The organism is Streptomyces sp. NBC_01591 (assembly GCF_035918155.1).
Taxonomy (GTDB): domain Bacteria; phylum Actinomycetota; class Actinomycetes; order Streptomycetales; family Streptomycetaceae; genus Streptomyces.
In genome coordinates this window covers 4,809,893-4,824,450 of sequence record NZ_CP109327.1, presented here as the reverse complement: position 1 = coordinate 4,824,450, position 14,558 = coordinate 4,809,893, and the positions used below count along the sequence as shown (strand labels likewise).

Here is a 14,558-nt window from a genome sequence, read left to right as displayed (position 1 = left end):
AGCCGGTCAGCCCTTCGAGGCGGGCCGGCTCCTGCCGTACAGCCAGGTGTTCCACAGCTCCGTCAGGTCCTGACCGGTCGTCTTCTCCACATAGGCGGTGAAGTCGGCGGTCGACGCGTTGCCGTGCCGGTGGGCCTTCGTCCAGCCCCTGACGAGTGCGAAGAAACGCCGGTCGTCGTCCACAGCCTGCCGGATCCTGTGGATGACCATCGCCCCGCGCCCGTACACCGGCGCCTGCGAGATGTCCGCGGCCGTCGGCGGATCGGCCGGCGGGAAGGCCCAGTTGTCGTCGTCCTCGAAGGCGGCGTCGAACCGGTCCTGGACCGGGCTGCCGTCCTTGTCGTCCTCCCACAGCCACTCCGCGTAGGTCGCGAAGCCCTCGTTGAGCCACATGTCCCGCCAGCTCTCGGGAGTGACGGAGTCCCCGAACCACTGGTGGGCCATCTCGTGGACGAGGAGCCCGGTGTCCGGCGGGCCGGGGAAGACGGGCCGGTCCTGGGTCTCCAGGGCGTAGCCGGCGTCCCCGGGGCGCTCGACGATCGCGCCCGTGGCGGAGAAGGGGTACGGGCCGAACCGCTCCGCCCCCCACTTCACGACCTCGGGGATCCGGGCGAGGATCCGTGCGCTGTCCGCCGCCACGGTCGTGTCCGCGGCGGTGAACACCTTGATGCCGTCCGGGGTCGTCGACGCCTTCGTGTCGAAGCGGCCGATGGCGACGGTCGCCAGATAGCTCGCCATCGGTTCGGCGGTGTGCCAGCGGTACGTGGTGGTACCGCCCGAGGTGCTGCGGGAGGCCGGCTCGCCGTTGGACACCGCCGTCAGCCCCTTGGGGACGGTGACGGCGATGTCGTACGACGCCTTGTCGCTCGGGTGGTTGTTGCCGGGGAACCAGGCCATCGAGCCGGTCGGTTCGCCGAGCGCGACCGAACCGTCCGCGGTCCTCAGCCAGCCCTCCTCGGACCCGTCGGAATCGGTGAGGGTCCGCGGGGAACCCGAGTAGCGGACGACCGTACGGAACGTCCTGCCCTTGCGCAGGCGGCTCATGACCTCGGCGTCGGGACGCAGCGTCAGCTCGTGCCCCGCCCGGTTGACGGCGGCGGGGCGGCCCTCGACGGTCGCGGAGTCCACGGTGAGTCCGTCGAGATCGAGGTTGAAGGCGCTGAGGTCCTGGGTGGCGCGCGCGGTGATCGTGGCGGTGCCGCGCAGCCGGTGGGCGGCGGGGTCGACGTCGAGTGCGAGGTCGTAGTGCGTGACGTCGTAGCCGCCGTTGCCGAGCTTCGGGAAGTACGGATCGCGCAGGCCGGCGGCGCCGGGCCTGCCCTCGACACCGCCGGTGCAGCCGTTGGACGTCGTCAGCACCAGCAGGACGAGAGCGGCGGCGCATGCCGTGCGGCGTACAGGTGTTCGCTGATCCACAGCGGCAATCCTAGGCGCGGAATGTCCGATTGACGGGATATCGGCTCACGAGACATCGGCTCGTGGGCATCGGCTCGCGGGATATCGGCTCAGAGGAATGCGATCCCCAGGGGGCGGGCGCCGGCAGCCACCTCGAACGGCCGCTTCCTGCCCGTGAGATCGACGACGGTGATGCCGTTGCCGTACCCGTCGCGGGTGAAGCCCTCGGTGACGTACGCCGTACGGCCGTCGCCGGACACCGTCACGTCCTCGTGCGGCCCGTCCGGCGGCACGACGCGCTCGGAGCCTTCGGGGGTGCGGATGGTCAGCGACGGGCCCTTGTCGTCGGAGAGGATCGGGCCGGTGCCGACGACGAGCAGGGTGCCGTCGGGGGCGAGCGTCGCGCCGTGCTGGTGGGTGTTGGCGGTCATCGGCTCGATGGTGCTCCTGCCGGTGCGCGGATCGAGGACGACGAGCCGTTCGCCCTCGAACGGCAGCAGCAGCTTGCCGTCCGCAGGGCGTACGACGGCGTAGTGCGGCTTCAGCCAGGAGCCGAGGCCGCCCTCGGTGCCGTACGGGGCGACCTCGAAGCGCCGCGTCCTGCGGCTGGCCGTGTTCACGGCCGTGACGTCGAAGGAGTCGTGGCCGGTGGCGTACACCTCCTTGCCGTCCGGCGAGACGTCCACGTCGAAGGGGCGGCGGCCGACCGGAACCGTGCCGGTCACCTTGCGGGTCGCGGTGTCGACGATCTCCAGCACACCGTTGCGGCCGGGCACATTGACGCCGACGTAGACGTGCCGGCCGTCGGGGGCCAGCGCGATCCCCATGCCACCGCCCCGGTACTCGCCGGTCGTGACAGGGCCGGTCCCTGTCTCGTACGGGATCCGGGCGAGGCTGGTGCGGGTCGCGCGTGTCGACGACCGCGACGCCCTCGGCGGTCGCCACCCAGGCCAGCCCGTCGTCGTCGACGACGAGGCCGTAGGGGGCGGTTCCGACCTCGACGGAGCCGAGCGTGTGCCGGTCGTGGCCGGGATCCGGGTCGACGAACGTCACGGTGTCGCCGCCGAAGTCGGCGACGAGGAGCGTGCCGTGCGGGGTGGCCCGGCCGGCCTTCCCCGCGGAGGGGGCGGCGACGGGGCGGCCTGACCGGCCGGTGCACTGCCCGGCGTACGGGTCGCGGTCGGGGCGGCCTGCGTACCGCCCGCACAGCCCGCGAGGGCCGTCGCCGCAACGAGGGCCACCACCGCGCGGCGCACGTTCACCTGTCGCCGGTGCGTGCGGCGTCGAGCAGTTGTCGATCGAGGGCGTTCATGTCCTACTCCTCCTGCTGGGCGTGCCCGGTGCTTAGACCGACCGGCAATTGGGGGGTGGGAGAAGGAGCGGGGCTGGGCGCGTGCAGCTGCAAGGCGGAGGATTGAGGCATGGCGGAGCCATGGTGATTGACGACAACGCGGCAGATGCGCGCACCCAGCCCCGCGACGCCGCCCCCCAATTGCCGGTCGGTCTTAGTTGTTGAGCGCGGCCACGCCGGCCTGGGCGAACTTCTCGTCGAGGTCGCCGGACGGGGCGCCGGCGACGCCGATGCCCGCGATCGGGGCGCCCTTGACCGCGACCGGGGCGCCGCCGGCGAGGAAGAGGGTGCCGGGGATGTCCTTCAGGGTGGGGGCGTTCGTCAGGCGCTTGGCGAGCTCGGAGGTGGGGGCGTTCCAGGCGACGGCGGTGTACGCCTTCTTCACGGCCGACTCGTAGGCCTGCGGGCCGGCACCGTCGCCGCGCAGGGTGACGATGGTGTTGCCGTTGCGGTCGACGACGGCGACGGAGACCCGCTGGTTCTCCTTCTTCGCGGCGTCGAGGGTCGCCTGGGCGGCCCTGGTGGCGGCGGCCACGGTCAGGTGGGTGGTCTGCTGAAGGTTGTCGTTCGCGGCGTCGGCCTTGACGACGGCGGCGGGGGCGGCGGCCGGGGTGGAGGCGCTGGCGGACATCGCGCCGAAGGTCCCGGCGCCGATGGCGGCGACGACAGCGGCACCGGTCAGGACACGGGTGCGCAGCGACAGCTTCTTCATGGTGGGACTCCTCAGCAGCGGTGGGTGAGCGTGTTCGGCTCTGCCATCGATCCTCCGGCCGCCGCCCGCACCGCACGGTCGACGGACCGGCTCGACGCCGCACGCGGGACGGTCGACGGCCCCATCAGCCGATCGGTCGATGCGGGGGTGGTCATCCGGGGTGACCATGGTTGTATCCGTGCAGCTCAGCGGCGCCGCTGACGGTGAGGAGCGAGAGGTACGAGGTGAAGCACCGAACCCGATCGGCACCCGGCACCGGCACGGGAAGAACGGCCGGCGACCCCGGCGCGGGACGGAGAGCGAACCTCTCCACCGCGGGGCGGACGGCCGGCGCCGCCTCGGACAGGGCCGGCGCCCCGGACGCCCGGTGGCTCACGTTCCTGATGCACGCCGCGTTCTTCCTGCTGCTCGGAGCCTCGCTCACCCGCTTCCTGCTGCGCCACCCCGGCGAGGCCCGCGCCCCGTGGATCATCGCGCTCTCCGTCGCCGCCGCCGTGCTGTACGTGGTCGGGCCGGTGCTCGGCTCGCGTCCGACACCTCGCTCCCTGGTGTGGCTGGGGGTGCTGGTCACCGTGTGGATGGTGCTGGTCGTCCTCGCGCCGAGCTTCGCGTGGTGCGCAGTGCCGCTCTTCTTCACCGGGCTGCGCATCCTCCCGCCGCGCGCCGCGCTCGCGCTCGTCGCCCTGCTCACGCTGTTCGTCGTCGCCGCGCAACTGCGGCTGGCCAAGGGCTTCGACCCGAATCTGGTGCTCGCCCCGCCCGCCGTGGCCGCGGTCGCGACGGCGGTCTTCGTCCATATGCAGCGTCAGGCCGCACGTCAGCGCGAGCTGTCCGAGCGGCAGGGCGAACTCATCGACGACCTGCTGCGCACCCGCCGCGAACTGGCCGCCACCGAACGCCGCGAGGGAACCCTCGCCGAACGCCAGCGGCTCTCCATGGAGATCCACGACACCCTCGCGCAGGGCCTCTCCAGCCAGCAGATGCTGCTCCAGGCCGCCGACCGCACCTGGGACGCCGACCCGGCGACCGCCCGCAGCCACGTCCGTACGGCCACCGGCATCGCGGAACGCAACCTCGCCGAGGCCCGCCGCTTCGTCCACGACCTGGCGCCGGCCGATCTCGCGGAGGGCGGCGGCCTGGAGGCGGCCCTGTACGCACTGGCCACCCGTGAGACGGCCCAGGGGCAGGGGCGGCTCACCGTCCGCTGCCATGTGGAGGGTGAGCCGCACACCGCGCTGCCCGACCGGGTGCAGTCCGCGCTGCTGCGCATCGCGCAGGGCGCACTGGCCAATGTGAAGGAGCACGCGAACGCGACGGAGGCGGCGCTGACGCTGACCCACCTCGACGACCGGGTCGTCCTGGACATCGCCGACAACGGGCAGGGCTTCACACCGGCCGAACGCACCGGGGCCACCCGGGTCACCGGCAGTGTGCGCGGTCACGGGCTGCCCGCGATCCGGGCCCGGCTGCACCAGCTCGGCGGCACGCTGACGATCGAGTCGGTACCGGGTGAGGGTACGGTGCTGTCCGCCGCCGTCCCCCTCACCCCCGCCGCCCCGCCACCCACCCCGGAGGACCTCGCATGACCGCGACGTCGCCCGTACGCATCCTGCTCTGCGACGATCATGTCGTCGTACGCGCCGGTCTGCTCGCCCTCCTCGGCAGCGAACCGGACATCGAGGTCGTCGGCGAGGCCGGCAGCGGCGAGGAGGCGGTCGCCCTGGCCGCCAAGCTCACCCCGGACGTCGTCCTGATGGACCTCCAGCTCGGCGAGGGCATCGACGGCGTCGAGGCCACCCGCCGCATCGCCGCCACCGGTGTCCATGTGCTGGTCCTCACCACGTACGACACGGACGCCGACATCACCCGGGCCATCGAGGCGGGCGCCACCGGCTATCTGCTGAAGGCCGAGCGCCCCGAGGAACTCTTCGCCGCGATCCGCTCGGCCGCCCAGGGCCGTACGACGCTCTCCCCGCCGGTGGCCAGCCGCGTCATGGCCCGGATGCGCAAGCCCCTGCCCACCCTCACCGACCGCGAGCTCGACATCCTGGCTCAGCTCTCCCAGGGCCTGGGCAACCGCGACATCGCCCGCGCCCTGTTCATCAGCGAGGCCACGGTCAAGACCCACCTCGGCCGGATCTACGACAAGCTCGGCGTCGACACCCGCGCGGGCGCCGTCGCCGTCGCGAAGGAGCAGCGGCTGCTGCCGTAGGGCCTCTCGGCGTCGACGCCCCTTCGGGCATGACACCATCGAAGTGTGCTCGACATCGGCTACTCCCTCTCCCGACGCTTCCCCGATCCCCCGCAGACCGACTACCGCCGCGCGGACGTCCACGCCCTGCGGCACGATCTGTTCTCCGGGGACGTCTACCTCGCGGACACCAAGGAGGACCGCGAAGTATCCACGGCCTGGGGATGGGTGCCGGTGCTCGACTTCGCGTGGGCGCTGTGCGACATCGTCGAGCAGATCGACCAGGACCCACGCGGCAACCGCTCGCACCGGCAGCAGTTCGCCGAGCTGGACTTCACCGAATCGTCCGACCGGATGCTCTTCGAGCGCCGCTTCGGCTGGGTCGACGTCGAGGCCGACTGGATGCCCGGCGAGGAGCCCCCGCTCACCTTCAGCCACTCGTTGCTGCGCCGCGAGGCCCGCGACTTCCTGCACGATCTGATCGCCGACCTCTCCGACATGCACGAAGGTCTCGCCGACAACCCCGTGATCTGGGACCTCCAGGCCCGCTTCCCCCGTATCTGAACCCGGTCCGGGCCGCGGACACGTCCTACGCCTCCACGCGCACCCCGATCTGCGCCGCGAACGCCGGCGCCAGCTCCATCAGCTGCGCCGGGCTGATCACCGCACCCGCCAGCCGCTCCACCCCACGCGCGATGTCCAGCTCCGCGACCGTGCGCAGGTCCACCGACTCCATCCGTACGGAGCTGAAGTCGGCCCGCTTCAGCACACAGTCGCGGAACTCCACCCGCACCAGCTGCGCGTCCCCGAAATCCGGCTCGGACAGCACACAGCCCTCGAACACCACGTCCTTGAGCCGCGCCTTCCGCAGATTCAGATAGTCGATCTTCCCGCCGCGCACCAGCACCCGCTCCAGCACCCCGCCGTGCAGCTGCACCCCGCCCAGCCGGGCGTCCACCACCTCCACGTCACGCAGCGAGGCCCCCGCGAGATCGGTGCCCACCCCCCGTACGCCCGTCAGCACCGAGTCGATGAAGCGGGCCCTGACCAGCTCCGTGCGGTCCAGCGCGCAGCCGTCCAGCGCGCAGTCCATGAACCGGGCTCCCGGACCCGACTCGTCCGCCAGATCCGTCCCCTCGAACCGCACTCCGTCGTAGTCCCCGTCCGGCTCCAGGCCTTCGCCGTCGTACGGAACGAGTGGTGGGAGCCGCACCTCCGGCCGTCGCGCCGTCGCGATGGTGTCCGTCTTCCTGCTGTTGCTGCGTGCCATGCCCTCCATCGTGACCCATGCCACTGACAACACCCGCTCGCCGATGTCACGGACGGGGCCCCGCGAACCGTCCCGTACACAACAGCGCCCGTCAGCGAAGGAGACCGGGACCATGCAGCGCATCCACATCATCGGCGGCGGCCTCGCCGGGTTCACCGCGGCGATCACCGCCGCCGAGTCCGGCGCCCTGGTGACCCTCCACGAAGCCCACCACACCCTCGGCGGACGGGCCAGGACCGCCGAGGGCCCGTACCGCACCAACGAAGGACCCCACGCCCTCTACCGCCGCGGACCCCACTGGGCCTGGCTCGACCGGCGCAAGCTGCTGGGCCCGGTCGCCACCGTGCCGCTCCTCGAAGGCACCCGGCTCCGCTTCCGCCTCGGCGGCACCCTGCGCCGCACCCCGCCCCTCGCCCTCGTCCGCCTCGGCCGCCGCCGCGCCGAACACGCCCCCGTCGACACCGACTTCCGCACCTGGGCCACCGAGCAGGCGGGCGAGGCAGCCGCCCACGCGGCCGCGCACTACGCCGCCGTGGCGCTCTACCACCACGACCCCGGCGCGCTCTCCGCCGCGTTCGTCCAGGAACGGCTGCGCCGCGCCGCCGCACTGCCGCCCGAGGCCCGCTACCCCGTCGGCGGCTGGGACCAGGTCATCGACCGGATGGCGGCCCGCGCCTGGAATCTCGGCGTCCGGATCGAGACGGCGTCCCGCGTGGACGCCGACGCGCTCGACGCCCTGACCCGGCAGGGCCCGGTGGTCGTCGCCACCTCTCTCGACGCGGCCCGTACCCTGCTCCGCGACCCGTCGCTGACCTGGGACAGCGGCCGGACCGCCCTGATCGACCTGGCCCTGCGCACCCGGCGCGGCGACGCCTTCGCCGTCTCCGACCTCGATGCCCCCGGCTGGATCGAGCGCTTCAGCGCCCAGGACCGCACCCTCGCACCCGCCGGGCAGCAGCTCGTCCAGGGGCAGTTCCCGCTCGCCCCCGGCGAGCCCAGGACCGTCGGCATCGCCCGCGCCGAGGAGCTGCTCGACCTCGGCCACCCGGGCTGGCGCGAGCGCGTCGAATGGCGACGGGAGGCCGTCTCCTCGGGCCGCACCGGCGCGGTCGACCGGCCGGGCACCACATGGCGCGACCGGCCCGCGATCGACCGCGGCAACGGCGTGTTCCTCGCGGGCGACCAGGTCGCGGCGCCCGGACTGCTCAGCGAGGTGTCGTTCAACAGCGGGCTGGAGGCGGCCGTGCTCGCCCTCAGGGCGTCGGAGCCCCGGAGCGGCCGCACAACGGCGAAGGGGCTTGGCCTCAAGCGGACTTGAGACCGCCGGTAGGCGGGCCGCGAAAGACCCGCTGCCCGCCGTATCGCTGTCCGGCCACCACTGCCCGCCTACCGCTGCCCCCTACCGCCGTCCGGCCATCTCTCTCCGCCTACCGCTCCCCGACGAGCTCCGCCAACGCCCCGTCCGTCAGCCGGTACACCGTCCACTCGTCCTGAGGCCGCGCGCCCAGCGACTCGTAGAACGCGATGGACGGGGCGTTCCAGTCCAGCACCGACCACTCCAGACGCTCGTAGCCGCGCTCCACACAGATCCGCGCCAGCTCCGTCAGCAGCGCCTTCCCGTGCCCGCCGCCGCGCCGCTCCGGGCGTACGTACAGGTCCTCCAGGTAGATGCCGTGCACCCCGCGCCAGGTGGAGAAGTTCAGGAACCACAGCGCGAAGCCGACCACCTCGCCGTCGTCCGACTCGGCGATGTGCGCGTACGCGGCGGGCCGCTCGCCGAACAGCGCCTCGTGCAGCTGCTCCTCGGTGGCGTTCGCCTCGTGCAGGGCCTTCTCGTAATCGGCCAGCTCACGGACCATGGCGTGGATGGCGGGGACATCGGCGGGGACAGCGGTACGAATCATGGGGGCAGCGTAAGCAAGGGCACGTCTCCCCCTCGTTCCACCCCCCTCGCGCCGCCCCGGTCAGCCCCGCCCCAGCAACTGCCGGGCGATCTCCGCCTGGTTCGGTTCCAGCCGCCGCCGGCCGTCCGCCACGTCCCACAGCGCGTTCTGCAGCAGCCGCCCCAGCGTCCAGGCCAGCGCCCGTTCCCGGTCCAGGTCCAGCACCCGCACCACCGGAAGCACCAGCGCGCACATCCCGTGGAACGCCTCGCCGTCCCGCCGCAGCCCCCACCGCTCCAGGAACCCGGCGGCCCGCCCCGGCAGCGCCGCCAGGAATGCCCGCCCGGCGGCGCCGTTGTACTTGGACTGGGTGGCGATCAGGCCGTCCGGAATGTCGATCACGCCGACGATCGTAGGGCCGTGCGTCAATCGGTTATGACTCCGAGCAGCCCCGCACCGCCCGCCCGGCAGCGCACCACCGCCGGCGTGTGGCTCCGCAGCGCCGGCTCATGGATCCGCAGCGCACCCGGCACCTACATCTGGCTGGCCGCGCTCTTCGTCACCACGGTGATCGTCCACCAGATGTCACCGGAGTTCGAAGAGGACTTCCTGCGCCAGCGCTCGACCAACATCCACGAACTCACCCAGGACCCGGTGCGCGTCCTGTTCGCCAGCGCCTTCTGGATCGACGGCGGCCACTGGATCCCCTACGCCTTCCTGTACACCGTCTTCCACGCCCCCGCCGAACGCTGGCTCGGCACCCTGCGCTGGCTCACCGTCGCCCTCCTGGCACACGTCCTCGCCTCCCTCGTCAGCGAAGGCGTCCTGGCCTGGGCGATCCGGCACGGACACGTACCTTCGTCGGCCGCCAACACCCTGGATGTCGGCGTCAGTTACGCGCTCGCGGGGGTCGTCGCCGTCCTCACGTACCGCATCCCGCCGCCCTGGCGGTACGTGTACCTCTTCGCCGTCCTCGTCGTCTACGGCGTCCCCCTCATCACCGGCCGCAGCTTCACCGACCTCGGCCACTTCACCGCCGTGCTCATCGGCCTCGCCTGTCACCCACTGACCCGTTCCCGGCAGGGGACGAAAGCGGCTGTCGCGCAGTAACGTCCCGCCCGAGAGGCAACAGGGCTTCACGACAGGGCTTCACACCGGACAAAGCAGGGGCAACATGAGCACCGTCAGCACCGTCAACGGCGGCATATCGTTCTGGTACGCGGACCAAGGCACCCCCCTCGCCCGGGAGCCCCTGCCCGGCGACGCCACCGCCGACATCTGCATCGTCGGCGGCGGATACACCGGGCTGTGGACCGCCTACTACCTCAAGAAGGCCGTCCCCTTCCTCAACATCACCGTCCTCGAAGCCAAGTTCTGCGGCTACGGCGCCTCCGGGCGCAACGGCGGCTGGCTCTACAACGGCATCGCGGGCCGCGACCGCTACGCGAAACTCCACGGCCACGAAGCCGCCGTCCGGCTCCAGCAAGCGATGAACGAGACGGTCGACGAGGTCGTACGCGTGGCCGCCGAGGAGAACATCGACGCCGACATCCACCAGGGCGGCGTCCTCGAAGTCGCCTACACGCCCGCGCAGCTGGCCAGGCTCAAGGACTTCCACTCCGTCGCGATCGCCTTCGGCGAGACGGACCGCGTCCTGCGCGGCGCCCGCGAGACCTGCGAACGCGTCAACGTCACCGGAGCCGTCGGCTCCTCCTGGACCCCGCACGGCGCCCGGCTGCACCCGGTCAAACTCGTCCAGGGCCTCGCCGCGACCGTGGAGGCGCTCGGCGTCACCATCCACGAGTCGACGCCGGTCACCGAGATCAAGCCCAAGCACGCGCACACCCCGTACGGCACCGTCCGCGCCCCGTACATCCTGCGCTGCACCGAGGGCTTCACCGCGAACCTCAAGGGCCAGCGGCGCACCTGGCTCCCCATGAACTCCTCGATGATCGCCACCGAGCCGCTCCCCCGGTCGGTCTGGGACACCATCGGCTGGGACGGCCGCGAGACCCTCGGCGACATGGCCCACGCCTACATGTACGCCCAGCGCACCGCCGACGACCGCATCGCGCTCGGCGGCCGCGGCGTCCCGTACCGCTTCGGCTCGGGTGCCGCGCACTTCAACGACACAGCCCGCACCCAGCCCGCCACCGTCGAGGCCCTCCGCGACATCCTCGTCCGCCTCTTCCCCAGCACCGCGGGCGTCCGGATCGACCACGCCTGGTCCGGCGTCCTCGGCGTCCCCCGCGACTGGTGCGCCACGGTCACCCTCGACCGCTCCACCGGGCTCGGCTGGGCGGGCGGCTACGTCGGCTCCGGCGTCGCCACCACCAATCTCGCCGCCCGCACCCTGCGCGACCTGATCCAGCAGGACTCCGGCCAGTCGGGCCCCACCGATCTGACCACCCTCCCCTGGGTCGGCCACAAGGTCCGCCGCTGGGAGCCGGAACCCTTCCGCTGGCTCGGCGTCCACGGCATGTACGCCGCCTACCGCGCCGCCGACCGCCGCGAACTCACCTCGCCGCGGGCCGGCACGGACCCGGTGGCGAAGGCCGCGGACCGACTCGCGGGGCGGCACTGAGCCACCGGCACCAGACGTGACGAGGCCGGTGCCCCCGCTGGGGCACCGGCCTCCGACCTGGGCGGACTCCACCCGGGCAACTGAACAATTGTTCAGTACCCGCACACATTGACACGGGCGATCCACACTCCAAATACTGACTACTCATTCAGTAAGGAGCCTGTGCAGTGCCTGGAGACGCCATGCCGGAACCGCCCCCGACCACCCACACCCGCCCCCCGCGGGACAGCCTCACCGGCGGGGAAGCCCTGGTCCGGGCACTCGCCGCACACGGCGTGACCCAGGCATTCGGCATCCCCGGCACCCACAACCTGGAGATCTACCGGCACCTGGCCGCCCACCGGATCGACCACATCAACCCCCGCCACGAACAGGGCGCGGGCTACGCCGCCGACGCCTACGCCCGGGTCAGCGGCCGACCCGGCGTGGCGATCACCACCACCGGACCGGCCCTGCTGAACATCGCGGCCGCCGTCGGCCAGGCGTACTCCGACAGCGTCCCGCTCCTCGTCGTCTCACCCGGCATGCCGCTGCGCCACCCCCGGCAGTCGACCGGACTGCTGCACGAGATGCGCAGCCAGACCGAAGCGCTGCGGGGCGTCGCGGCCATCAGCCACCGGGTGTCCTCGGTCGAGGAGATCGGCGTCGCCGTCGCCCGCGCCTTCACCCTCTTCCGTACGCGGCGCCCCCGGCCCGTCCACATCGAGGTACCACTGGACCTGCTCACCGCCGTGGAACCGGCCGGGCCGGCACGGACCGCCCCGCCGCTCTCCCTCACGACGGCGGACCCGGACGCGCTCTCGGCCGCCGCCGAGGCGCTGCGCTCGGCCGCCCGGCCCGCGATCGTGCTCGGCGGCGGAGCGCGCGGAGCCGCCGCCGAGTGCCTGCGGCTGGCCGTGGAGCTGGGCGCCCCCGTGGTGACCTCCGCCAACGGCAAGGGGATCGTCGCGGAGACCCACCCGCTGTCGCTCGGCGTCTCCCTGCACAGCCGGGCCGTCCGGCACTGGCTGGCGGAGCGCGACGTGGTGCTCGCCGTCGGCACGGAGCTCGCCGAGTCCGACCTGTGGGAGCCCCTGCCCACGCTCGGCGGCACCCTGGTCCGGGCCGACATCGATCCGGCGCAGATGTACGCGGGGCCGCCCGCCGACATCCCCCTGGTCGGCGACGCCCGCCACACCCTGCGCTCGCTCCTCGCCGCCCGCCCCGGCGCCGCTGAGGCGCACCTCGACGCGCACCGGGCCGTCGCAGCACTCCGCAACGAGCGAAACGCCGAGACACGGAGCGAGGACGCGCACCTGCTGCCGTACCTCGCGGCCATCAGGTCGGTGCTCCCCGCGAACACGGTGCTCACCTCCGACAGCGCCCAGTGCTGCTACTACGGCGCGATCCCGCACCTGCCCGTCGCCCCCGAGGGCCGCTATCTGCACCCGACGGGCTTCGGCACGCTCGGCTACGCGCTGCCCGCCGCCATCGGCGCCAAGGCCGCCGACCCCACCCGGCCGGTCGTCGCACTCAGCGGCGACGGCGGCCTCCAGTTCTCCGTACAGGAACTGGCCACCGCCGTACAGCTGCGACTCCCGCTGCCCGTCGTGGTCTTCGACAACGGCGGCTACGGCGAGATCCGCGACGAAATGGTGTCCCGCGGCGACCACCCCACCGCGGTCGACCTGCCACCGGTCGACCTGCCCGCCCTGGCCCGCGCCTACGGCGGCCACGGCGTACGCGCCGACTCGCCCGAGGCGCTCGCCGAGGCGCTGCGCCGGGCCCTGGACACCGCGGGCCCCACCCTCATCACCGTCCCCGAGGAGCAATCCCGATGACCACGTCCCCCGCAACCACGTCCCTCACGACCTCGCAGCCCGCGCCGGTCACCCCCACCGCCCCCCTGATCTCCCTCACCTGGACCGACCAGGAGACCGGGCACCAGGGGCACCTGGTCATCGACCGCCTGGTGCGCGGCGTCTCCAGCGGCGGCCTGAGGATGCGCTCCGGCTGCACGCTGGAGGAAGTCGCCGGACTGGCCCGCGGCATGACGATGAAGGAGGTGCTGCACTACAACCCGCAGGGCCGCTACATCCCGTTGGGCGGCGCCAAGGGCGGCATCGACTGCGACCCGCGCGACCCCGCCGCCTACGGCGTCCTCGTCCGCTACCTGCGTGCCGTACGCCCCTACATCGAGCAGTTCTGGACCACCGGCGAGGACCTCGGCCTCACCCAGGACCTCGTCGACCGGGCCGCCGCCGAGGCGGGCCTGGTCTCCTCCATCCAGGCGGTCTACCCGCTCCTCGACGACGAGGGGGCCGCCCGGCGGCGCCTCGCCGACGCGTTCGCCATCGACGTGGACGGCATCGGCCTGGACGAGCTGGTGGGCGGCTGCGGCGTCGCCGAATCGGTGCTCACCGCACTGGACCGGGCCGGCGTCGCCCACCGGGGCACCCGGGTCGCGGTGCAGGGCTTCGGCACCATGGGCGGCGCCACCGCCCGCTTCCTGGCCCGCGCCGGACTGCGCGTCGTCGCAGTCGCCGACTTCAAGGGCACCGTCGCCAACCCCGCCGGCCTGGACGTCGAGGCACTGCTCGCCGCCCGCGACGGCCACGGCGCGGTGGACCGCGCCGCACTCCGCGCCGAGGACCGCGAACTGCCGGCCGACGCCTGGCTGACCGCCGACGCCGAGGTACTGGTGCCGGCCGCCGTCTCGTACGCCGTGGACGCCGCCAACCAGGCGGGCATCACCGCCCGTTGGATCGTCGAGGCCGCCAACATGCCGGTGGTGCCCGAAGCGGAGGCGCTGCTGGCCGCCCGCGGCATCACCGTGCTGCCGGACGTCGTCGTCAACTCCGGCACGAACGCCTGGTGGTGGTGGACCCTGTTCGGCGACATCGGTGCCGACGCCGACGAGGCGTTCGCGTACACCCGCCGGTCGATGCGCGTCCTCGTCGACCGGATACTGGCCCGCGCCGAGACCGAGGGCAGCACCCCCCGAGCCGCCGCACACGCCCTGGCGGCGGACCGGCTGCCGATTGTCGCGGAGCGCTTCGGATCGTTCCGCTGACAGCGCCGGCCGAGTACGGCCCCTGGCTCCACCACGTCCGCACCCGGCTCGCCGGACGTGATCTCAGGGCCCTGATCCGGTACGTGACCACCCTCGTCCCGCGCCGAGGGGACTTCCCCG

General features: G+C 72.9%; 12 protein-coding genes and 3 pseudogenes. 8 read left to right on the top strand and 7 right to left on the bottom strand.

Going from position 1 to position 14,558, the window contains the following annotated elements; translation table 11 throughout:
• Window positions 1-6: 6 nt before the first annotated feature.
• The 4 genes and pseudogenes from OG978_RS22505 to OG978_RS22490 all read right to left on the bottom strand — a co-directional run bounded on the left by OG978_RS22505 (window position 7) and on the right by OG978_RS22490 (window position 3,613).
• Window positions 7-1,416, bottom strand: coding sequence for a M1 family metallopeptidase (locus OG978_RS22505; RefSeq protein ID WP_326766940.1), 1,410 nt, complete (start codon window positions 1,414-1,416; stop codon window positions 7-9).
• A gap of 89 nt (window positions 1,417-1,505) precedes the next feature.
• Window positions 1,506-2,657, bottom strand: a pseudogene (locus OG978_RS22500) (hypothetical protein).
• A 243-nt stretch (window positions 2,658-2,900) separates the two neighbouring features.
• Window positions 2,901-3,458, bottom strand: coding sequence for a GlcG/HbpS family heme-binding protein (locus OG978_RS22495; protein WP_326766939.1), 558 nt, complete (start codon window positions 3,456-3,458; stop codon window positions 2,901-2,903).
• A gap of 11 nt (window positions 3,459-3,469) precedes the next feature.
• Complete coding sequence (locus OG978_RS22490; protein WP_326766938.1) at window positions 3,470-3,613, bottom strand: hypothetical protein; 144 nt, start codon at window positions 3,611-3,613, stop codon at window positions 3,470-3,472.
• 69 nt (window positions 3,614-3,682) lie between these two features.
• Between OG978_RS22490 and OG978_RS22485 the strand changes: the two genes are divergently transcribed.
• Genes OG978_RS22485 through OG978_RS22475 form a run of 3 tightly spaced genes read left to right on the top strand, consistent with a single transcriptional unit; the run spans window position 3,683 to window position 6,213 of the window.
• A complete protein-coding gene (locus OG978_RS22485) occupies window positions 3,683-5,044 on the top strand; it encodes a sensor histidine kinase (protein WP_326766937.1) in 1,362 nt (453 codons plus the stop codon).
• Window positions 5,041-5,670: a response regulator transcription factor gene (locus OG978_RS22480; RefSeq protein WP_326766936.1), complete on the top strand. Its 630-nt coding sequence runs from the start codon at window positions 5,041-5,043 to the stop codon at window positions 5,668-5,670. The genes OG978_RS22485 and OG978_RS22480 overlap by 4 nt, the downstream gene beginning before the upstream one ends.
• Before the next feature lie 45 nt (window positions 5,671-5,715).
• Complete coding sequence (locus OG978_RS22475) at window positions 5,716-6,213, top strand: hypothetical protein (RefSeq protein WP_326766935.1); 498 nt, start codon at window positions 5,716-5,718, stop codon at window positions 6,211-6,213.
• A gap of 25 nt (window positions 6,214-6,238) precedes the next feature.
• On the opposite strand, the gene OG978_RS22470 is transcribed toward OG978_RS22475, so the two are convergent.
• Entirely contained in the window at window positions 6,239-6,919 is a 681-nt protein-coding gene (locus OG978_RS22470) for a pentapeptide repeat-containing protein (RefSeq protein ID WP_326766934.1), read from the bottom strand.
• A 112-nt stretch (window positions 6,920-7,031) separates the two neighbouring features.
• On the opposite strand from OG978_RS22470, the gene OG978_RS22465 reads away from it, so the two are divergent.
• Entirely contained in the window at window positions 7,032-8,237 is a 1,206-nt protein-coding gene (locus OG978_RS22465; protein ID WP_326766933.1) for an NAD(P)-binding protein, read from the top strand.
• 109 nt (window positions 8,238-8,346) lie between these two features.
• On the opposite strand, the pseudogene OG978_RS22460 reads toward OG978_RS22465, so the two are convergent.
• Together OG978_RS22460 and OG978_RS22455 are read right to left on the bottom strand one after the other, a co-directional pair.
• Window positions 8,347-8,838 (bottom strand): annotated as a pseudogene (locus OG978_RS22460) (GNAT family N-acetyltransferase); the annotation flags it as partial.
• A gap of 180 nt (window positions 8,839-9,018) precedes the next feature.
• Window positions 9,019-9,204: pseudogene (locus tag OG978_RS22455) on the bottom strand (aminoglycoside phosphotransferase family protein); the annotation flags it as partial.
• Between the two features lie 33 nt (window positions 9,205-9,237).
• On the opposite strand from OG978_RS22455, the gene OG978_RS22450 reads away from it, so the two are divergent.
• From OG978_RS22450 to OG978_RS22435, 4 genes are all read left to right on the top strand, one after another.
• A complete protein-coding gene (locus OG978_RS22450) occupies window positions 9,238-9,912 on the top strand; it encodes a rhomboid-like protein (protein ID WP_326770120.1) in 675 nt (224 codons plus the stop codon).
• Between the two features lie 64 nt (window positions 9,913-9,976).
• Complete coding sequence (locus OG978_RS22445; RefSeq protein ID WP_326766932.1) at window positions 9,977-11,386, top strand: NAD(P)/FAD-dependent oxidoreductase; 1,410 nt, start codon at window positions 9,977-9,979, stop codon at window positions 11,384-11,386.
• Window positions 11,387-11,568: 182 nt separating this feature from the next.
• Window positions 11,569-13,206, top strand: a complete 1,638-nt coding sequence (locus tag OG978_RS22440; protein WP_326766931.1) for a 5-guanidino-2-oxopentanoate decarboxylase — start codon at window positions 11,569-11,571, stop codon at window positions 13,204-13,206.
• Window positions 13,203-14,438 (top strand): Glu/Leu/Phe/Val dehydrogenase dimerization domain-containing protein, encoded by a 1,236-nt coding sequence (locus tag OG978_RS22435; RefSeq protein ID WP_326766930.1) that lies wholly within the window; start codon window positions 13,203-13,205, stop codon window positions 14,436-14,438. Before OG978_RS22440 ends, OG978_RS22435 begins: the two co-directional genes overlap by 4 nt.
• The last annotated feature ends 120 nt before the right edge of the window (window positions 14,439-14,558 follow it).

Bases quoted from the DNA above. Each gene is read 5' to 3' on its own strand.
- OG978_RS22495 (WP_326766939.1), bottom strand. From the start codon at position 3,458: ATGAAGAAGCTGTCGCTGCGCACCCGTGTCCTGACCGGTGCCGCTGTC.
- OG978_RS22490 (WP_326766938.1), bottom strand. From the start codon at position 3,613: ATGACCACCCCCGCATCGACCGATCGGCTGATGGGGCCGTCGACCGTC.
- OG978_RS22480 (WP_326766936.1), top strand. From the start codon at position 5,041: ATGACCGCGACGTCGCCCGTACGCATCCTGCTCTGCGACGATCATGTC.
- OG978_RS22470 (WP_326766934.1), bottom strand. From the start codon at position 6,919: ATGGCACGCAGCAACAGCAGGAAGACGGACACCATCGCGACGGCGCGA.
- OG978_RS22465 (WP_326766933.1), top strand. From the start codon at position 7,032: ATGCAGCGCATCCACATCATCGGCGGCGGCCTCGCCGGGTTCACCGCG.
- OG978_RS22450 (WP_326770120.1), top strand. From the start codon at position 9,238: ATGACTCCGAGCAGCCCCGCACCGCCCGCCCGGCAGCGCACCACCGCC.
- OG978_RS22445 (WP_326766932.1), top strand. From the start codon at position 9,977: ATGAGCACCGTCAGCACCGTCAACGGCGGCATATCGTTCTGGTACGCG.
- OG978_RS22440 (WP_326766931.1), top strand. From the start codon at position 11,569: ATGCCGGAACCGCCCCCGACCACCCACACCCGCCCCCCGCGGGACAGC.
- OG978_RS22435 (WP_326766930.1), top strand. From the start codon at position 13,203: ATGACCACGTCCCCCGCAACCACGTCCCTCACGACCTCGCAGCCCGCG.